Origin of the sequence: Paraburkholderia sp. J69-1, assembly GCF_905220255.1 — a bacterium.
Classification (GTDB): Bacteria; Pseudomonadota; Gammaproteobacteria; order Burkholderiales; family Burkholderiaceae; genus Paraburkholderia.
In genome coordinates, this window is record NZ_CAJMZG010000009.1 from 295196 (window position 1) to 312988 (window position 17793).

At 61.9% G+C, this 17793-nt stretch carries 20 protein-coding genes; 11 read left to right on the plus strand and 9 right to left on the minus strand.

The features are described from left to right. Positions 1-116: 116 nt before the first annotated feature. The 4 genes from U5A67_RS18670 to U5A67_RS18685 all read right to left on the minus strand — a co-directional run bounded on the left by U5A67_RS18670 (position 117) and on the right by U5A67_RS18685 (position 2706). Entirely contained in the window at positions 117-461 is a 345-nt protein-coding gene (locus U5A67_RS18670) for a cupin domain-containing protein (protein ID WP_321815636.1), read from the minus strand. Then, complete coding sequence (locus U5A67_RS18675) at positions 458-1450, minus strand: M14 family metallopeptidase (RefSeq protein ID WP_321815723.1); 993 nt, start codon at positions 1448-1450, stop codon at positions 458-460. The genes U5A67_RS18670 and U5A67_RS18675 overlap by 4 nt, the downstream gene beginning before the upstream one ends. A 61-nt stretch (positions 1451-1511) precedes the next feature. After that, positions 1512-2399, minus strand: coding sequence for a GNAT family N-acetyltransferase (locus U5A67_RS18680; RefSeq protein ID WP_321815637.1), 888 nt, complete (start codon positions 2397-2399; stop codon positions 1512-1514). A 34-nt stretch (positions 2400-2433) separates the two neighbouring features. Further along, positions 2434-2706, minus strand: a complete 273-nt coding sequence (locus tag U5A67_RS18685) for a hypothetical protein (RefSeq protein WP_321815638.1) — start codon at positions 2704-2706, stop codon at positions 2434-2436. Between U5A67_RS18685 and U5A67_RS18690 the strand changes: the two genes are divergently transcribed. Continuing rightward, a complete protein-coding gene (locus U5A67_RS18690; protein WP_205980901.1) occupies positions 2705-3316 on the plus strand; it encodes a helix-turn-helix domain-containing protein in 612 nt (203 codons plus the stop codon). The two genes, U5A67_RS18685 and U5A67_RS18690, sit on opposite strands and share 2 nt — an antisense overlap. 226 nt (positions 3317-3542) lie before the next feature. Here U5A67_RS18690 and U5A67_RS18695 read toward each other — a convergent pair whose 3' ends face one another. Next, positions 3543-3719: a hypothetical protein gene (locus tag U5A67_RS18695; protein WP_321959733.1), complete on the minus strand. Its 177-nt coding sequence runs from the start codon at positions 3717-3719 to the stop codon at positions 3543-3545. On the opposite strand from U5A67_RS18695, the gene U5A67_RS18700 reads away from it, so the two are divergent. The 10 genes from U5A67_RS18700 to U5A67_RS18745 all read left to right on the plus strand — a co-directional run bounded on the left by U5A67_RS18700 (position 3718) and on the right by U5A67_RS18745 (position 13088). Next, entirely contained in the window at positions 3718-5211 is a 1494-nt protein-coding gene (locus U5A67_RS18700) for an aldehyde dehydrogenase family protein (RefSeq protein ID WP_321815639.1), read from the plus strand. The genes U5A67_RS18695 and U5A67_RS18700 overlap by 2 nt on opposite strands. Before the next feature lie 199 nt (positions 5212-5410). After that, positions 5411-6079, plus strand: a complete 669-nt coding sequence (locus U5A67_RS18705) for a haloacid dehalogenase type II (RefSeq protein ID WP_205980903.1) — start codon at positions 5411-5413, stop codon at positions 6077-6079. Positions 6080-6114: 35 nt separating this feature from the next. Beyond that, positions 6115-7392: an FAD-binding oxidoreductase gene (locus tag U5A67_RS18710; RefSeq protein WP_321815640.1), complete on the plus strand. Its 1278-nt coding sequence runs from the start codon at positions 6115-6117 to the stop codon at positions 7390-7392. A 74-nt stretch (positions 7393-7466) separates the two neighbouring features. Further along, positions 7467-8240 (plus strand): transporter substrate-binding domain-containing protein, encoded by a 774-nt coding sequence (locus U5A67_RS18715; protein ID WP_205980905.1) that lies wholly within the window; start codon positions 7467-7469, stop codon positions 8238-8240. Positions 8241-8375: 135 nt separating this feature from the next. Then, positions 8376-9035, plus strand: coding sequence for an amino acid ABC transporter permease (locus tag U5A67_RS18720; protein WP_205980906.1), 660 nt, complete (start codon positions 8376-8378; stop codon positions 9033-9035). 7 nt (positions 9036-9042) lie between these two features. Further along, on the plus strand, positions 9043-9825 hold the full coding sequence (locus tag U5A67_RS18725; RefSeq protein ID WP_321815641.1) for an amino acid ABC transporter ATP-binding protein: 783 nt from the start codon (positions 9043-9045) through the stop codon (positions 9823-9825). Then, positions 9822-10133: a (2Fe-2S)-binding protein gene (locus tag U5A67_RS18730; protein WP_321815642.1), complete on the plus strand. Its 312-nt coding sequence runs from the start codon at positions 9822-9824 to the stop codon at positions 10131-10133. The genes U5A67_RS18725 and U5A67_RS18730 overlap by 4 nt, the downstream gene beginning before the upstream one ends. Continuing rightward, complete coding sequence (locus U5A67_RS18735) at positions 10112-11488, plus strand: FAD/NAD(P)-binding oxidoreductase (RefSeq protein ID WP_321815643.1); 1377 nt, start codon at positions 10112-10114, stop codon at positions 11486-11488. Before U5A67_RS18730 ends, U5A67_RS18735 begins: the two co-directional genes overlap by 22 nt. Further along, positions 11485-12666 (plus strand): FAD-binding oxidoreductase, encoded by a 1182-nt coding sequence (locus U5A67_RS18740; protein ID WP_321815644.1) that lies wholly within the window; start codon positions 11485-11487, stop codon positions 12664-12666. The genes U5A67_RS18735 and U5A67_RS18740 overlap by 4 nt, the downstream gene beginning before the upstream one ends. Positions 12667-12671: 5 nt before the next feature. Then, the gene (locus U5A67_RS18745; protein ID WP_321815645.1) at positions 12672-13088 is read left to right on the plus strand and encodes an AraC family transcriptional regulator; all 417 of its coding nucleotides are present in this window, start codon (positions 12672-12674) and stop codon (positions 13086-13088) included. Between the two features lie 89 nt (positions 13089-13177). On the opposite strand, the gene U5A67_RS18750 is transcribed toward U5A67_RS18745, so the two are convergent. The 4 genes from U5A67_RS18750 to U5A67_RS18765 form a co-directional block, all read right to left on the minus strand. Beyond that, positions 13178-14560 carry an aspartate aminotransferase family protein gene (locus U5A67_RS18750; RefSeq protein ID WP_321815646.1) on the minus strand — a complete coding sequence of 461 codons (1383 nt, stop codon included), beginning with the start codon at positions 14558-14560 and terminating at the stop codon, positions 13178-13180. A gap of 210 nt (positions 14561-14770) precedes the next feature. Then, a complete protein-coding gene (locus tag U5A67_RS18755) occupies positions 14771-15748 on the minus strand; it encodes a fumarylacetoacetate hydrolase family protein (protein ID WP_321815647.1) in 978 nt (325 codons plus the stop codon). Next, positions 15745-16548: a cyclase family protein gene (locus tag U5A67_RS18760; RefSeq protein ID WP_321815648.1), complete on the minus strand. Its 804-nt coding sequence runs from the start codon at positions 16546-16548 to the stop codon at positions 15745-15747. Before U5A67_RS18760 ends, U5A67_RS18755 begins: the two co-directional genes overlap by 4 nt. Then, positions 16548-17783 carry an MFS transporter gene (locus U5A67_RS18765; RefSeq protein WP_321815649.1) on the minus strand — a complete coding sequence of 412 codons (1236 nt, stop codon included), beginning with the start codon at positions 17781-17783 and terminating at the stop codon, positions 16548-16550. The genes U5A67_RS18760 and U5A67_RS18765 overlap by 1 nt, the downstream gene beginning before the upstream one ends. Positions 17784-17793: the final 10 nt, after the last annotated feature.

The window sequence follows — 17793 nt, forward strand, 5'->3', positions numbered from 1 at the left end:
GGATGCCTACTTATGTCACCACCATTCCAGGCGTCCGCCGCCCATGCAGGGACTTGAGGGTGGTGCGAGTGAGTATGCAGTCCACGATCGGTGGACCGCACGCGAATGAATCGGCTTCAGAAAATCACATAGATCTTGCGCAACGTTTCGTCGATCTGCCAAAGGCCTTCGGTATTGGCTTCGAAGAACATCGTGTCGCCGCCCTTGAAATGCAGCGTCTCTTCGCCGTCGGGCGTGAAGCTGCCCGATCCCGCGAGAAAATGCATGACTTCGGCCTCTTTCACCGAGCGGCGATACGTGCCCGGCGAACATTCGAATACACCGGTATCCACGGCTTCGGCACCGGGAATGACCACCTGACGACCGGTGACGCGTGCGGGCTCCGTATCGGGCAAGCCTGCCGTACCCCAATCTTCGAGTCCCGTGATATGCACGGATTGCTGGATCTGCTGAACTTTCACTGAATGAATTCCTGTTGACGTGAAGTGTGATCGAGACGTTGTTCGATGCGGCCGAGTCGCACCACGGTCACGCCGGGCCGCAATTGACGCAGTGAAGGCATGACGAGCATGCAGTCGTCGTAAGGCGTGGTGACAGGCTCGCCATTCGACCAGCCGATGATCGTGCCGGCCTTGTCGAAAGTTTCAAGGCCCGTATAAGGCCCGGCGAAGCGGAAATCCATGCTGGTCGCGACCACCGGTTCGGTTACGCGTACAACCGTCATCTGCGCGGGCAGAGGGGCGAGCCATCCGGCGGGCAGATCATGCACGTCGATGACGCCTGCGTTCAGCAGAAATCGCGCAGTACTGTCGCGCGCGACATCGACGGCACGCTTCTCCCAATGCTGCCCGCACTCGATCAGCAGTGCGTTCTTTGGGCTGTGTTTGTCGCCGAAACCTTCGTAGTCGCGCATGCGCCGGCCTTCAGGATGGCCTTCGTCGCAGATCACGGTCGCGGGCACGCCAAGCTGCGCAGAAAGCGCAATGCCTTTGTCGAGCGGTCCGGCAACGATCAGCGGCGCGCTCTTTTCATGCATCGAATGGAGGTCGAGCAGCAGATCGACGCTGTCGATCACGGGGCGCATCACGCGCGCGCGATCGAGTTCGACTGAACGCCGCGAGGTATCGTCGAGCGTTGCGGCGGTCCAGACGCGGTTGAAATCCTGATCGACAAAGCGGGCCTTGTCGGGGGAGTCGGGATCGAATCGCGCGTAGGCGTCGACGTTCGCGAAGGCCAGCGTGAGACGGCCTCGGCGCGGACGTAGTTGCGCGCGCAACAAGGCATCGACGACGATCGCGCCACAGACCTCATTACCGTGTGTGAGCGCGTTCACCATCACATGCGGGCCGGCCACGCCCGAATCGAACGTATGCACATAGGCGATGCCCGTGCTGCCTTCGGCATGCGCGGAAATATCGGGGAACGCGACTTCGATCGGATAGGCGTCCATGCTCATGCGAGAGTTCTCTGGGAAGGATTTTCAGTCGATAAATGCGCGGCAATGCTGCGCATCAGGCCATGGCCTGATTGATGATGCCGTAGGCGCGCCAGGCGGCGTCGGGCTCGCCACTGTGCTGGGCGGCGCTGGCGTTGCGCACCATCTTGACGACAGCGTCGACCGGCACGAGGCCAACGGTGGGCAGCCAGGCTTCAATACCGGCTCCGCCCGGCACGTCGATACGCACGAAATTGCCCACATGTTGTGCGAGCCAGTGCGAGACGAGTGCTTTGGCGCGCGTATGGTCCGCTGAAGGTGCCGCAACCACGGGGCCAATGGCGTAACCGCGTCCGAAGCGGCGCGCGAGTGCAAAGCCGGTGATTTCGCCGTTGCGCTCGAGCACGACGCCGCCTTGCGCCACATCGAGCAGGGCAGGCAAGGTCGCGCTGCGATCGAGACCACAGCCGCGCGAAGCGAGATCGATTAGCGCGGGCAGATCGGCGGCCGTCGCGGTGCGCAGCGTTTCGCCTTCTGGCAGCACGGGTTCGGGTGCCTGTTCGACGGTGCCTTGATGTTGCGTGAGCGTGCCGCAGGCCGTAAAGCCGAGCTTTTCGTAAAGCGGCTGGCCAGCGGGCGTGGCATGCAGGAAGGTCACGCGCTCACCCAGTTCCTCCACTACGAGTTCCATCAGCTTGCGGCCGATGCCGCGCCCCTGCTCGTCGGGCGAAACGATCACCATGCCCAGCGTTGCGCGGTCCACGCCGAACTTCCAGCACAGCGCCGTGCCGATCACGACGCCATTTTCCTCGGCAACGAAACCGGTACCCGCATCTACGGCGAAGCGCCAGTCTTCCCGGCGATGCGGCCAGCGCACTGCCACGGACAGGCCGTGGGCAGCGTCGATGTCGTCGACAGTGAAGCGGCGGTATTGAGGGGCGGGCTTGACGGCGGTTTCGGACACAGCGGACTCCTGTAGGGCGGCCTGGACGGCTTGTTCAGATTCGACTGTCGCATGGGGCCTGGGGCGCTTCATAGGACAATCTTCCTGTCTTGCGCGAGCGCAACGATTCACGTCGCGCGGCTTTTTTATTGTTCATCGCATTGCGAGAAGTTTCAATATAATGAGTGACATTGTGCGCGCTTTCAATGTTGCGCGCAGGACGCGCCATTGCATTGCCGTGCACCGCGCCGTGCACCGGAATCGTGCGCGAGCGATGGGGCACGAACCGCTTTCGCGCGTCCGGCACCGAATTCAACAGGAATCTCATGCGAACCCAGTCCAGCAAGAAAGTCGCCGCGCTGCCGAGCCATGCCGATGTCGGCGCGCGCCTGAAGGCGCTGCGCAACGCGCGCGGCCTGTCCGTGAATGAACTCGCGTTGCGCGCCGGCGTGTCGGTCGGCACCGTAAGCCAGGTCGAGCGCAATAAGGCCAATCCGTCCGTGCGCATTCTGGAGCGCCTGCGTCAGGCGCTCGATGTGCCGCTGAGCGCGCTGCTGGAAGAGGACGACGCGCCGTCCGATCCGCTCACGGGCGATTTCGTGCGGCGCTCGGCGGAACGGCCGCTTTTCGAAGTCGGCAAGAACGGCATGCAGAAAGAGTTGCTTTCGCCGCATGGCGAGCACGATCTGCAGATGATGGTCATCATGCTGCCGGCTGGGTCGGGGTCGGAAGAAGTGCTGGTGGGCGTTGGCGAGAAATGCGGCCTCGTGATGGAGGGCACGGTCATTCTGAACGTCGGCGATCAACGCGCGGAACTGCGTGCTGGCGATAGCTTCCAGTTCAAGAGCACGGTCCCCCATAGCGTGAAGAATGAAAGCAGCAAGACCGCGCGGCTGTTGTGGATCATGAATACGCGCCCGCCGGTTATCCATCTCTAAGTCGCTTGCCGGCGCTGGCTTTGTGCTTTGCCAGCGCCGCGTCCCTGCTGTTTCTCCCGCGCCGCCTCGCGCTGTTTCTCCGTTCGTTCATTCTTGTAGCCGCAATGCCTGAATGCATTGCGCGACTGCATTCGTCTGCCTATTCCAGTCGCTCGCCAATGAGTTACGGGTAAGCCCTGGCCCGATTCTCGCGTAAGCATCACGCATGAAAATGCAATTCGCAGAATTATTTTTGATCACTAGCCAAGCATCGCTTGTTCACTATAATGAACTTCATCGCGTGGTTGTTCATTCTGCCGCTTGGGCAGAACAGCGCCACTTGCTGAAGCGGCGAAGCCGCACTCGCTGAACATCGCGAGCGCTCCTGCGCCGATATAACCGGGTTTTCGAACAGGCTGAGCATGACTACTCCGTCGCTGGATTTCGATCCGTCCGCCATCGCGCTGCCCCAAGGCCATTTCATTGGCGGCGCGTATTACCAGACCGATGAAACGCCGATCGCCGTGCATCGTCCCTCGGATGGGCGTCTGCTTGGTTACGTGCCCGACGGCACGGCGCAGACGGTCGATTACGCCGTGTCGAATGCGCTGCAGGCATGGAAGACCAGTGGCTGGGGCACGCGTTCGCCGCGCGAGCGTGCTCGTGTGCTGACGCGCTGGGCGCAACTGATCGATGAAAACGTCGTGGCGCTGGCGCAACTCGAAGCGGTTAGTTCGACGCGTCCGGTCGCGGAAGCGTATGCCTCCGACGTTCCGTTCACGGCCGAAGCCATTCGCTTCTTCGCTGAACTCGCCGACAAACTCGGCGGCGATATTGCAGCGACGCGTCAAGGCAGCCTCGGCTTTGTCGCCTCGGAGCCCTACGGTGTGATCGGCGCGATTACACCGTGGAATTTCCCGCTTTCGATGTGCTCGTGGAAATGCGGTCCCGCACTCGCGGCCGGCAACGCCGTTGTGCTGAAAGCCTCGGAAATGACGCCGTTTTCCACGCTGCGTCTCGCGGAACTCGCGATCGAAGCAGGCATGCCGCCGGGCATTTTCAATGTCGTGAACGGATGCGGCGCGACGACAGGTTCGGCCATCACTCGTCACCCCGATATTTCGAAGGTCAGTTTCACTGGATCGACGCGCACCGGTGCGGCGATCATGAGTGAAGCGGCGTTTCATGGCACCAAGCCGGTCACGCTCGAACTGGGCGGCAAGAGCCCGCAACTCGTGTTCGCCCAGGTGCCGGACCTCGCGCATACGGCGCGCTGCGTGGCGCGTGGCTTTATCGCCAATGGCGGTCAGGCCTGCGTGGCCGGCACGCGGCTGATCGTTCACCGCCAGATCGCCGAGCCGTTGATCGACGCGATCCAGAATGAACTCGCGGGCATTGAGCCCGGCGCAATGTGGTCGAGCGCGACGCGCTATTCACCGATCATCAGCGGCGCTCAGGCAAAGCGTATTGAAACGCTGATCGACGAAAGCCGTGCGCAAGGTGCAGAAGTGCTGTGCGGCGGCGGTTTTTTCGAAGGCACCGACGATGGCTGGTTCCATCGCCCGACGCTGCTTGGCAACGTCAGCCAGGACACGCCTGCGGTGCGCGAGGAACTATTTGGCCCGGTGCTCACGGTGCAGACCTTCGAAGACGAAGACGAGGGCATTGCGCTCGCGGCGCATCCGACCTACGGGCTCGCGGCGGGCGTGCATACCAGCGATATCGGTCAGGCCATGCGGGCGATGCGCCGCATTGCAGCGGGCACGGTCTGGATCAATCGCTATGGCCGCAGCGGCGACATGATTATCCCGACCGGTGGTTTCAAGCAGTCGGGCATCGGCAAGGATCTTGGCCGCCAGGCGCTGGAAGCCAGCCTGCGCCATAAGAGCGTGCTGATCGATTTCGACACCGTCTGAGTTTCAATTTCGCCTCAATGGCGCGCAATCCGTACTGGGTTCATTTCAATGAACACGGGTTGAGCGCAGCGCTTCACCGAAACCCCGGGCCGCGCTGATTTCGTCAGCATGACTTATCAGTTGGCATTCATACGCAGCTCGCCGTTCTCACTTGAATAGAACCTGAAAGCAGGTTCGCCACGACGACAGGATGCAGACCATGATCGATTTCGAGCCGAAGTACATCACCTTCGACTGCTACGGCACGCTGACCAACTTCCAGATGGGCGAGACCGCACGCCAGCTTTACGGCGACAAGCTCGACCCGGCGAAGATGAATGAATTCGTCGAATTCTTCCGTGGTTATCGTCTGGATGAAGTGCTCGGCGCATGGAAGCCATATCGCGATGTGGTCGTCAATTCGATTCGCCGTACCTGCGAACGCACCGGCGTGCCGTTCGAAGAAGCCACCGCGTTGAAGATCTACGACGCCGTGCCCACGTGGGGCCCGCACGCCGACGTGCCGGAAGGTCTTGCGCGTCTGGCCACGAAGTACAAGCTGGTGATTCTTTCCAATGCCGCCGATGAGCAGATCGACAGCAATGTGGCGAAGCTTGGCGCGCCGTTCCACAAGGTTTATACCGCCCAGCAGGCTCAGGCATACAAGCCGCTGCGCAAGGCGTTCGAATACATGTTCGACCAGCTCGACTGCAATCCTGAAGACGTGCTGCACGTGTCGTCGAGTTTCCGCTACGACCTCATGACCGCCTACGACATGGGTATCAAGCACAAGGCTTTTGTGAACCGCAATCACGAACCGCTCACGCCGTATTACCAGGTCAACGAAGTGAAGAGCCTGCCGCATCTCGCGGAACAACTCGGCCTGTAAGCGTCGCCACTGTCCGTCATCAGGAACCCATCACGATGAAGCTCGAATCGTACTGGCTCGATACCGCGCCGCGCTTGACGAAGCCCGTCCAGCAGCCGCTAGCCGGCCGCGTGGACGTGGCGGTGGTGGGCGGCGGCTTCACCGGGCTTTCGGCGGCGCTGGCGCTGGCAAAGCGCGGTTTGTCGGTGACAGTGCTGGAAGCGGGGCGCATCGCGGGCCAGGCGTCGGGCCGCAACGGCGGGCACTGCAATACCGGCGTCGCGCAGGATTACGCGGCGCTCAGCGCGAAGCTCGGCAAGGAGAGCGCGTCGATGTTCTATCGCGCTTATGCCGAAGCCGTGAAGTCGGTCGCGCAGATCGTCGCGGAAGAACAGATTGACTGCGATCTGCGCAAGAGCGGCAAGATCAAGCTCGCCGCCAAGCCGCATCACTATGAATCGCTGGCGAGGACGTTCGAAGCGCTCAAGCGCGATGTCGATCAGGATATCGAACTGATTTCTCCTGATCGCATTCGCGACGAGATTGCATCGGACGGCTTTTACGGTGGCCTTGTGCAGCGCGACGGCATGCAGATGCATATGGGCAAATTCGGCGTGGGTCTGGCTGAAGCCGCCGCCCGTCACGGCGCACAGATTTACGAAGAAACCGCGGTTGTAGGCCTCAAACCGCTGGGCGGTCACGCCTATGAAGTGCAGTGCGAAAGCGGCAGCGTGCGTGCCGATCGCGTGCTGCTCGCGACGGGCGCCTCGCAGACCGGTCCGCTGCAATGGTTTCGCCGCCGCATCGCGCCGGTGGGCAGTTTTATCGTCGTAACGGAGCCGCTGGGCAAAGACCGGCTCGATGCGCTGTTGCCCACGCGCCGTTCGTACGTGACGACGCGCCAGATCGGCAATTACTTCCGGCCGACTCATGACGATCGTTTGCTGTTTGGCGGCCGCGCGCGCTTTGCGATGTCGAATCCGCGCTCCGATGCAAAGAGCGGCCGCATTCTGCGTGACGGCATGCTCCAGTATTTCCCGCAACTCGCCGACGTGCGCCTCGATTATTGCTGGGGCGGTCTTGTCGATATGACGGCCGACCGGTTGCCGCGCGCGGGCGAGCATGAAGGTTTGTTTTATTCGATGGGCTACAGCGGCCATGGTGTGCAGATGTCGGTGCACATGGGCCGCGTGATGGCCGATGTAATGTTCGGCGCCGCCTCGCGCAACCCGTGGCGAACGCTTGAATGGCCTGCGATTCCCGGACATTTCGGGCGCGCGTGGTTTCTGCCGCTCGTCGGCGCGTATTACCGGTTGCAGGATGTGCTTCATTGAGCCGATGCCATGCGCCGTATTCATTACGGCGCGACCGCAGAGATAGTCCAGATAGTCCCCAAGGAAACCAGACCATGTCGCGTAACAAATTTGCATTCGCTTCCGCCGCTGCTATTGCTGCTGCAACGTTCTCGCTGCTGAGTGCCGCCGCCCACGCCGATACCCCGACGGTGACCGCCGGCTCGCCGCCGTCGAGCGCACCGACCACCTTCCTCGACGTCAAGACGCAGAAGATCGAAGGCATCATGCCGGATGTCGTGCGCGAGATCGGCAAGCGCGAAGGCTTCGATGTGTCGTATCAGGCCGTGCCGTTTTCGGCGCTGATTCCGGCCGTGACCTCGGGCAAGATCGACATCATCGTGGCGGGCATGACGCCCACGCCCAAGCGCGCCGAAGTGGTGGACTTCTCGCAGCCGGTCACGGCATTCGGCGAAGGCATCATCGTCAAGGAATCGAACAAGACCAACTACAAGTCGGTGCAGGACATGAAGGGTATGTCGGTGGGTGCGCCCACGGGCACCGATTACGGCGACCAGCTCGTCAAGCTCGGCATTTTCAAGGAAGTGAAGATGTACGACAGCCCGGCCGATATGACGCGTGACGTTGCGATCGGCCGCATTGTGGCGGGCTTCAACGATTATCCGATTCTCAAGGCGCAGGAAGCCGCGGGCGCGATGGCCGGCACGCGTGTGGACGACGATTATGTGCCGATGGAGAAGTTCGATATCGCCGTGGGCGTGAAGAAGGGCAACACGGCGCTGCTCGGCAAAGTGAACGATGCGCTCACGAAGATGAAGGCCGACGGCACGCTCGACAAGATCCTGAAGAAGTGGCACCTGGCGGGTTGATCCGCGAGTGAATGACTGGAACGCCGCGCGGGCTGCACTTTCCCGCCGCTGCGTTCCGGCCCGGCCCGCCTTCGTGGCGCGGCGTATGTCCCCGCGAACGCTCCCGCGTTGGCGAACGAAAGCATAAGGCACACCATGCGTTGGCACGACATAGTCGATTTTGTACCGATCCTGCTGCAAGGCGCCGTGATGAGTATCGTCATCACGCTCGGCTGCCTGCTGCTGAGCACCGCCCTGGGTCTTGTCTGGGCGCTGCTCAAGATGTCGCGCTATCCCGCGGTGGTGACGGCGGTCAGCGCGATGATCAATGTGGTGCGCGGCCTGCCGATGATCGTCCTGCTGTTCTATATTTATTTCGTCTTGCCGGACTTTCATATCGAAGTGTCGGCGCTGCAGGCGAGCATTATCGGCTTGAGTTTCGGTTATTCGACCTATGTGGCGGAAATCATCCGCTCGGGCATCGAGGCGGTCGATCCGGGTCAGTATGAAGCGGCGCAATCGATCGGCATGGGCCGCGTGAAAACGATGGTGCGCGTGATTCTTCCGCAGGCGGTGAAAGTGGCGCTGCCGCCGTACAGCAATACGCTGGTGATGATGCTCAAGGATTCGTCGCTCGCTTCGACCATCACGGTGGCGGAAATGACGCGGCAAGGGCAGCTGATTGCAGCCTCGACGTTCCAGAACATCACCGTTTATACGCTCGTGGCAATTGGCTATCTGTTGATGAGCTTGCCGCTCATGAGCATGACGCGTCATCTCGAGCGCCGTTTTGGCAAGCACAAGGCGAAGAAGTGAGGTTGCGATGATCGAAATTACCGATGTCCACAAGAGCTTCGGCACGACGCCCGTGCTCAACGGCATCTCGCTCAAGATCGAACAGGGCGAGGTGGTGTGTCTGATCGGCGCGTCCGGGTCCGGCAAATCGACGCTGCTGCGTTGTATCAATGCGCTGGAATCGTACGATGCGGGCGAGATTAGATTGCTCGACCAGCGTGTCGAACAGCGCTCGCGCAATATCAACCATCTGCGCACGCAGGTGGGGATGGTATTCCAGCGCTTCAATCTGTTTCCGCATCGCACGGCGCTTGAGAACGTGATGGAAGGGCCGCTGCATGTAAAGAAGGAGCCGCTGCATATCGCGAAGCGCGAAGCCGAAGAACTGCTCAACAAGGTGGGGCTCGGCCACAAGCTTCATTACTATCCGCATCAGCTTTCGGGCGGTCAGCAACAGCGCGTGGCCATTGCGCGTTCGCTTGCGATGAAACCCAAGGCGATTCTTTTCGATGAGCCGACTTCGGCGCTCGATCCCGAACTCGTCGGCGAAGTGCTCAATGTGATGCGCACGCTCGCGAAGGAAGGCATGACGATGCTGGTGGTCACGCACGAAATGGGTTTTGCGCGCGAAGTTGCGGATCGTGTGTGCTTTTTGCACGGCGGCCACATCATCGAACAGGGCAGCGCAAAGCAGGTGCTGTGTACGCCGCGTGAGGCGCGCACGCGCGAATTCCTGCGCCATGTACTGGGCAATCACAGCAGCGAAACGGCGCAGAGCGCACCCGAAGGCGCAGCGGGAGCGGCCGCATGAACGGGCGATTCGTGCGGCTTGGCGAAACCGGGCGCGCCAAAGTCGATATCGTGATTGACGGTCAAGCCGTGCAAGCGCTGGAAGGCGATACGCTGCTGACCGCCATGCTGTGCAGCGTGCGCCATGTGCGCCAATCGGAATTCGGCGAGGAAAAGCGCGCCGGTTATTGCCTGATGGGCGCGTGCCAGGACTGCTGGGTCTGGACCGATGCAGGCGAGCGTCTGCGTGCCTGCACGACCGTGGTTGAATCCGGTATGCGCCTTGTGACCACTCAACCGGAGGCGCAATGGGCGAACCTCGCATTGTGATCGTCGGCGCGGGGCCGGCAGGCGTGCGCTGCGCGCAGACGCTGCTGGCCGCCGGTATTCGCCCAACGCTCATCGACGAAAGCCGCCGCGATGGCGGGCAGATTTATCGCCGTCAGCCAGAGGGTTTTACGCGTCCTTATGCAAAACTCTATGGCACGGAGGCGGCGCGCGCTCAGGATCTGCACGAGACTTTCGCACGTGTGCGCACGCAAATCGATTATCGCCCGCATACGCTGGCGTGGAATATCTGGGATCGCAAGCTGCATATCGTGCGCGACGGTCATGCGAGCGCACTCGATTACGACGCGCTCATTTTGTGTCCCGGCGCTACCGATCGTTTGATACCCGTGAAAGGCTGGCAATTCGCCGGGACGTATAGCCTGGGCGCGGCGCAGATCGCGCTGAAATCGCAGGCCTGTTCGATTGGGCGTCGCGTGGTGTTCATGGGTACCGGGCCGCTGCTATATCTCGTCGCGAGCCAGTATGTGCAGGCCGGCGCACAGGTTGCGGCCGTGCTCGATACGTCGGTGACCAGCGCGCGCTTTCGCGCACTGCCGAAGCTGCTTGCGCGTTTCGACGTTTTGCGAAAAGGCAGTGCACTCGTTGCATCGCTCAAACAGGCGGGCGTGAAGCTGTATAACGGCATCGAGCCGGTCGAAATTATCGGCACGCCGGATGAAGGCGTGCAAGCCGTGCGTTTTCGCAATGCGAGCGGCGCGATCGAGCAGATCGAATGCGACGCCATCGGCATGGGTTATCACCTGCGCCCAGAAACGCAGCTTGCCGATCTCGCGCGCTGCGCATTTCGATTCGACGCGCAAACGCGTCAATGGCTGCCGAAAATCGACGAGCTTGGCCGCAGCAGCGAACCCGGTGTTTATCTCGCGGGTGACGGCGTGCGCGTGCTGGGCGCGGACGGTGCGGAAAACGCGGGGCGTCTCGCGGCTTATGCGGCGCTGACCGATCTGGGGCATTCGCCCGATCCCGCCGTGATCGAAGCGCTCAAGCGCGAACAGCGTCGCATGGACCGCTTTCGCGAAGGGCTTGCGCAGGCTTTTGTCTGGCCCGCGCAGCAGGCCGCAAAGCTGCCCGACGAAACGATTGTGTGCCGTTGCGAAGGCATTACTGCTGGCGAATTGCGCCGCGTGATTCGCGACGAAGGCGCGCAGGAAGCCAATCGCGCGAAAGCGTTGAGCCGTGTCGGCATGGGCCGGTGTCAAGGGCGATATTGCGGCCATGCCGGGGCGGAAATCATCGCCGCGGCTGCGTGCGTGCCGCTCGAGCAGGTTGGCCGTTTGCGCGGCCAGGCGCCCGTGAAGCCACTGGCAATTGCGACTGTGGAGGATAGCGAGTGAAACGCGCTCAAGCCGATGTATTGATCGTGGGTGGCGGTTTCATGGGTTCCGCCGCTGCGTTTTTTCTGCGTCGCCGTGGCAAGTCGGTGATTCTGCTTGAACGCCAGTTGATTGGTCAGCAGGCGAGCGGCACCAATTTCGGCAATGTGCGCCGCCAGGGGCGTTTGCTCGCGCAATTGCCACTGGCGAATCGCTCGCGCGAAATCTGGCTGCGAATGCCCGAATTGATCGGGCACGATGCCGAGTTTTTGATGTCGGGACATTTGCGTGTCTGTTACCGCTCCGAACAGGCCGATATGTTCGAGACCTACGCTCAGGACGCGAAGCATTACGGTCTCGATCTGGAGATGCTGCACGGCGATGCCTTGCGCAAGCGCTTTCCGTTTATCGGCCCTGAAGTGCTGGCCGGTTCCTATGCGCCGATCGACGGACATGCAAACCCGCGACTCGCGGCGCCGGCTTTCGGGCGCGCGGCCGCAAAGATGGGCGCGCAGATCTTCGAGAATACGGATATCGTTGCGGTCGAAAAAGAAGGCAATGAGTTTCGCGCAACCAGCGCCGATGGCCGCACGTTTCACGCGCCGGTTCTATTGATTACGGCGGGCGCGTGGGGCAGTACCTTGAGCGAGCAATTTGGCGAGCCGGTGCCGATTGCCGTGCACGGTCCGCAAATGGCCGTGACCGAGCCGGTGCCTTATAGCATTGCGCCAGCCGTGGGTGTGTCGTCGCCGCAAATTGCGGAAGTGGTGTATTTCCGCCAGGTGGCGCGCGGCAATATCGTGATTGGCGGTTGCGCGCGGGGTCCCGCGTTTCTTGATGCACGTCGCGCGAAAGTGCTGCCACAAAGCACGTTGCTGCAGTTTCGTCAGGCGCAGCGCGTCGCGCCCGCGCTCAAGCGGCTCAATATCATTCGCGTCTGGAGTGGCGTGGAAGGCTATATGCCCGACGATCGGCCGATCATGGGCGCGAGCGGTACGACGAGCGGACTGTTCTACGCATTCGGTTTCTGCGGGCATGGATTCCAGCTTGGGCCGGGCGTGGGCGATACGATGGCCGAATTGATCGATACGGGCGCGACATCCACGCCCATCGACCTGTTCGATATCCGGCGCTTTGCGGCGTTCCAATCGCCTGCAGGCGATGCGCAAGCGGTGCCGCAGTCCGTACCGGCGACCTGATTGCCATGCATGCGATGCTGACTGCTTCGGGCTTGCACGGTTTGCCAACGGCGCGCCGCGCCGACGATCCGACTACCGCCACGCAGGATGCCGGCACGACGCGCGCTGTCCAGCGCGCGCTCGATTTTATCGACGCCAGCTTCGCGGAGACGATCAGCCTGACCGATCTCGCCGATGTTGCGGGCCTTAGCGTCTCGCGTTTTGCGGCACGCTTCAGTCAGGAAGTGGGCATTTCGCCGCAGCAATATGTGCGCATCGTGCGCGTGCGTCATGCGCAGCGTCTGTTGCGACGCGGCGTTTCGCCTTCGCTCGTGGCCGCTGAAGTGGGCTTCTTCGATCAAAGTCATTTGTGCCGCCATTTCAAGCGCGTGCTGGGGCAAACGCCAGTCGAATGGCTCAATGCACGCGCACCTAACGCGTAAATCGGCCGGGCACATCGCCACCTCAAACTCAATTTGCTCGATTCAAAAACGCCGCGAAACTCTTAGAGAATTTCGCGGCGTTCGGCATTTTATTTCGAAAGCGCGGCGCGCACTTCGCTATCTTCGAGAACGTCGTCGAGTGTGCGCTTCAGGCGCGTAAAGAGTTGCTCGAATTCGTCCTCGCCATAGCAGAGCGCGGGCGCGAAACCCAAGATGTTGTCGCCGAATGCGCGGAATACCAGGCGGTTTTTATATGCCGCAGCGGCAATACGATCCGAAAGCTTGAGCGTCGCATCGAAACGTGCGCGGGTGTGTTTATTCGCCACGAGTTCGAGCGCACCGAGCAATCCGCGATGACGCGAATCGCCCACCAGCGGATGATCGAGCAAGGCGTCGAGTCCAGCGGAAAAGCGCGGTGCAAACGCCTGCGCATTCGCGAGCAAACCGCCTTCGTGATATAGACGCAGCACTTCAAGGCCAATCGCTGCACTCACCGGATGTGCCGAATAGGTTTGGCCGTGACCGACAATCGCCGTATCGCTTTTGTCGCCCGCGATGCCTTGATAAATGGCATCGGACATCAGCACGGCGCCCATTGGCGCATAACCCGCAGTGAGTCCTTTGGCGACCGTCATCAGATCCGGTTCGACGTGCTCCGCTTCGCAGGCGAACAGCGGGCCCGTTCGGCCAAAACCGGTAATGACTTCATCGGCGACAAACAGGATATCGAGGCGGCGGCACGCATCACGCATCGCCTTGAGCCAGCCGCGCGGCGGCACGATCACACCGCCGGAGCCTTGAATCGGCTCGCAAAAGAACGCGGCGACGTTTTCCGCACCGAGTTGCGCCACCTTCGCTTCGAGTGCGGCAACTGATGCGGCGATGAGAGCGGCATCATCGGCACCCTCTTCGCGACGATAGGCATAAGGCGAGGGCAGGTGATGCTGGTTCGGCAGCGGCAGATCGAAATTGCGGTGGAATGCGGGCAATGCGGTCAGTCCCGCTCCCACCGACGACGAACCGTGATACCCGCGTTCGAGCGCAATCATCTGCTTCTTGGCCGGGCGGCCGGTGGCATTGAAATAGTGCGTGATAAAGCGGATGGCCGAATCGATTGCGTCCGATCCGCCTAGCGTGAAATAGACGTGCTGCAGCGAGGCCGGCGCCACATCGACCAGTTTCTGCGCCAGTTCGATGGCCGGTTCGGAGGAAAAGTGAAAATAGGTTGTTGCGTACGGCAGGCGCGTCATCTGGCGCGTGGCGGCTTCCACGATGCTCTGCTGGCCATAGCCGACATTCACGCACCAGAGCCCGGAAAACGCATCGAGCAATTCATGACCGTCGATATCGCGAAGCCACGCACCGTGCCCCGATTCGAGCACGGTGGCGCCGCGCGCCTCGTGAGCGCGGTAATTGATGACGGGGTGAATCAGATGCTTACGATCGGCTTCGATGAGCGGTGAGCTGGACATGGCGTAATGGCCCTGTTGAGTGACGTGAGAGATGAGTGGATTCAGCGTTGAATCCTTCAAGGACTGTCGCTCGATAGTAGCCATACACATGGCGCAACGCACAGCGATTTGCGCGTCCAAACAGCACGTAGACGTTATTTTTGACGCGCGGACAGCATCTTCTACCGCTTATTTTTCGCGCATGAAAAGGCCCGCCTGCGTAGCTGGAAATCAGGCGCGACAAACCGCCTGATCGATCGTGCCGAATGGCGTAACGCCATGTTCGGTTCGTGCCGCCATGCGTACCCGGTCGCCGAATTGCATGAAAGATGTGACAGGTGCGCCGCGGTCGAGAATTTCAATAACACGACGCTCGGCAATACATGCCGAACCGGCCGTGCGATCGGCATTGGAAACCGTTCCCGAACCGATAATCGTCCCTGCCGACAGCCGGCGCGTGCGGGCCGCGTGAGCAACCAGCGCACCGAAATCGAAATTCATTTCGGCTCCCGACGGATTGCCGAACCATTGCCCATTCCATTCGACGTGCAGGTCCAGCGTGACGCGCCCGCTTTGCCAGTTCGCGCCCAATTCATCGGGCGTAATGGCAACAGGCGCAAAACTGGTTGACGGCTTTGCCTGCAAAAAACCAAAGCCCGTCTTCATTTCACGCGGACCGAGTGCACGCAAACTCCAGTCGTTCAATTGCACGATCAGACGGATATGGGTCAGCGCGGCGCTTGAATCGATTGCCATGGGCACCGCGCCGGTCACCACGCCGAATTCGCCTTCGAAATCGATACCGTGCGCCTCGTCGGGCAAAGGCACCGCTTCATGCGGCCCGAGAAAGTCGTCGCTCGCGCCCTGGTACATCACCGGAATCGTATCGAAATCGGGAATGGGTTCGGTATTGAATGCGCGCTCCATCAGGCGCCCATGATTGAGAAAGGCCGATGCATCGCACCATTGCGGGCAGCGCGGCAAAGGCGCGGCACAAGCGTGCGGATCGAACGCAAACGCATCTTGCGCGCGGTTTGCGTTCAATGCGTCATAGCGGGCGGCGAGTTGCGGCTCGACTGCATCCCAGCGTTCGAGCGCGTCGAGTAGCGTCGGCGCGATATCCTGCGCCGAAACGGCTCGTGTGAGGTCGCGCGAAACGATCAGCAATTCGCCGTCGCGGTGTGCGTTGCGTCGGGTGGCGAACTTCATGCTGCATCCTCTTCGACGATGGCAACGGCGCGCGTCCAGCCCGCCGACGCCTTGCGGATCTTGTGCGGAAAACAACTGATCGTGAAGCCGTGTGGCGGCAACGCTTCGAGGTTGTGCAGTTTCTCCAGATGGCAATAGCCGATTTCGCGGCCCGCCTTGTGACCTTCCCAGATCAGCGAGGCGTCGCCGTTTTCGGCTACGCGCTGTGCCGTGTACGAGAACGGCGCGTCCCAGCTCCATGCGTCGGTGCCCGTGAGGCGCACACCGCGTTCGAGCAGATAGAGCGTCGCTTCGCGGCCCATGCCGCAACCCGCGCCGAGGTAATCGTTATGGCCATAGCGCGAGCCCGCGCGCGTATTGACCACGACGATATCGAGCGGCTCCAGCGTGTGACCGATGCGCGCGAGTTCGGCTTCGACATCGGCGGCAGTCGCGACGTAGCCATCGGGAAAGTGGCGGAAATCGAGCTTCACACCGGATTGAAAGCACCATTCGAGCGGCACTTCGTCGATGGTGATCGAGGGACGCGGCTCGCCGAAACGGGCATCCATCGTCGAATGAAAATGCCAGGGCGCGTCCAGGTGGGTGCCGCTGTGCGTCGTGAGCGTGACCCACTCGGCGGCTGCCGCTTCGCCATCGGGATAATCTTCCGCACGTGTGCCAGGCAGCATGGCCATGAATTCGGGCAGCGTATCGGCGTGATTTTGATAGGTGATTTTGGGCGCGAGCGGCGGCGGATCGGAAAGAACGTCGTTCTCAAGATAGATCGACAGATCGATAAAGCGGCGCACGGGTTTCATCAGGCATGTCCTTTGGTATGCGAAGTATTGTTCGCAGTTAAGTCGATTGCGCGCGGTACGCGCGCGAAGCAGAGGCAGGCGAGCGCGCTGACCGCGAGCGCCGCGCAGCCCAGGCTGCCATAGCCGAGGTGCTTGACCAGTGCGCCGCCAAGCAGCGGGCCAGCGGCCGCACCGGCCATCACCATCGCGGGCGTGGCGGCTGCGGCGCGCCCGCTCGAGTCGAGACGCGCGAGCAGGCCGAATGCATAGGTGTGGCAGAAGATCATCACGGCGGGGAACATCGCGGTGGCCGCAGCGTAGGGCGCAAAGCCGCTGCCGAACGTGATCGTGAGCGCCAGTGCGGATTGCGCAAGCGGTCCGACAAGCACGACGCTGCGCGCATTCAGGCGGCGCTGCGTGAGCACAGCGAGCGGCGCGGGCAACAGATTGACGAGGCCCAGCGCGATCAGCACGGCTGTGACCGCCTCAAGCCCAAAGCCGCGTTCGACGCCGATGCGCGCCACGAAGCTGGCGATCATCGCCTGCGTGAGCGCCATGCAGATCACGCCTGCAATCGCGAAGTACACCGGCGCAGCGAGACGCGTTTTCGCGGCATGGTGCGCGCTTGCCTGCGCGGCGCGCAAGGTGGGAAACGCCACTGCACTGATCAACGCCGCCACCGCCATCACGGCCGCCACGATCGTGAAGAATGCGCGCGCGCCGTAGGCCGCGACTGCGTGCGGCGTGCCACCGAGAAACGCAATCGAGAACACGCCGAGCGCGAAGCCCGCGAAAGCGAACAGCCGGTGCGGATTCGCGCTGCGCCCGATCGTGCCGTGTGCGATGCTCAGGCTGCAGCCCACCGCAAGACCGGCCAGCAGATGCAGTCCCGCCATCGCGGCGTAACTGGATGCCGCGCCCGCGTTGTAGAAGGCGAGCGCCGCCAGTGCAAAGCCGGCCGCCACCCATGCGCGCGCGGAAAAACGCGCCGAAAGCCGCAGCAGCAACGGCGAGCACATCGCGCTGCTCGCCACCACGCCCGCAAGAAATAGCGTGGGCAAGGCACCCGCGTGCTGCGCGTCGAGTTGCATGCCGCCGATCAGCGTCGCGACCCAGACCGGCAGCGCGACGAGATCGACCATGCCCGCGCAATGCGCCACCATCAGCGCGGCCAGGGCTGAACGGCCGTAGCCGGTGCGCGTTCGCGCCGAAGCGGATGCAGCGACTTCGGGCGTCAGCATGGCGTCATGATCCATGGCTGGTCTC

What these genes read in the sequence shown, in the direction of transcription:
- U5A67_RS18675 (WP_321815723.1), bottom strand. Translation starts at nt 1,450, where the DNA reads ATGGACGCCTATCCGATCGAAGTCGCGTTCCCCGATATTTCCGCGCAT.
- U5A67_RS18690 (WP_205980901.1), top strand. Translation starts at nt 2,705, where the DNA reads ATGCGAACCCAGTCCAGCAAGAAAGTCGCCGCGCTGCCGAGCCATGCC.
- U5A67_RS18685 (WP_321815638.1), bottom strand. Translation starts at nt 2,706, where the DNA reads ATGAGATTCCTGTTGAATTCGGTGCCGGACGCGCGAAAGCGGTTCGTG.
- U5A67_RS18700 (WP_321815639.1), top strand. Translation starts at nt 3,718, where the DNA reads ATGACTACTCCGTCGCTGGATTTCGATCCGTCCGCCATCGCGCTGCCC.
- U5A67_RS18695 (WP_321959733.1), bottom strand. Translation starts at nt 3,719, where the DNA reads ATGCTCAGCCTGTTCGAAAACCCGGTTATATCGGCGCAGGAGCGCTCG.
- U5A67_RS18705 (WP_205980903.1), top strand. Translation starts at nt 5,411, where the DNA reads ATGATCGATTTCGAGCCGAAGTACATCACCTTCGACTGCTACGGCACG.
- U5A67_RS18710 (WP_321815640.1), top strand. Translation starts at nt 6,115, where the DNA reads ATGAAGCTCGAATCGTACTGGCTCGATACCGCGCCGCGCTTGACGAAG.
- U5A67_RS18715 (WP_205980905.1), top strand. Translation starts at nt 7,467, where the DNA reads ATGTCGCGTAACAAATTTGCATTCGCTTCCGCCGCTGCTATTGCTGCT.
- U5A67_RS18720 (WP_205980906.1), top strand. Translation starts at nt 8,376, where the DNA reads ATGCGTTGGCACGACATAGTCGATTTTGTACCGATCCTGCTGCAAGGC.
- U5A67_RS18725 (WP_321815641.1), top strand. Translation starts at nt 9,043, where the DNA reads ATGATCGAAATTACCGATGTCCACAAGAGCTTCGGCACGACGCCCGTG.
- U5A67_RS18730 (WP_321815642.1), top strand. Translation starts at nt 9,822, where the DNA reads ATGAACGGGCGATTCGTGCGGCTTGGCGAAACCGGGCGCGCCAAAGTC.
- U5A67_RS18735 (WP_321815643.1), top strand. Translation starts at nt 10,112, where the DNA reads ATGGGCGAACCTCGCATTGTGATCGTCGGCGCGGGGCCGGCAGGCGTG.
- U5A67_RS18745 (WP_321815645.1), top strand. Translation starts at nt 12,672, where the DNA reads ATGCATGCGATGCTGACTGCTTCGGGCTTGCACGGTTTGCCAACGGCG.
- U5A67_RS18750 (WP_321815646.1), bottom strand. Translation starts at nt 14,560, where the DNA reads ATGTCCAGCTCACCGCTCATCGAAGCCGATCGTAAGCATCTGATTCAC.
- U5A67_RS18755 (WP_321815647.1), bottom strand. Translation starts at nt 15,748, where the DNA reads ATGAAGTTCGCCACCCGACGCAACGCACACCGCGACGGCGAATTGCTG.
- U5A67_RS18760 (WP_321815648.1), bottom strand. Translation starts at nt 16,548, where the DNA reads ATGAAACCCGTGCGCCGCTTTATCGATCTGTCGATCTATCTTGAGAAC.
- U5A67_RS18765 (WP_321815649.1), bottom strand. Translation starts at nt 17,783, where the DNA reads ATGGATCATGACGCCATGCTGACGCCCGAAGTCGCTGCATCCGCTTCG.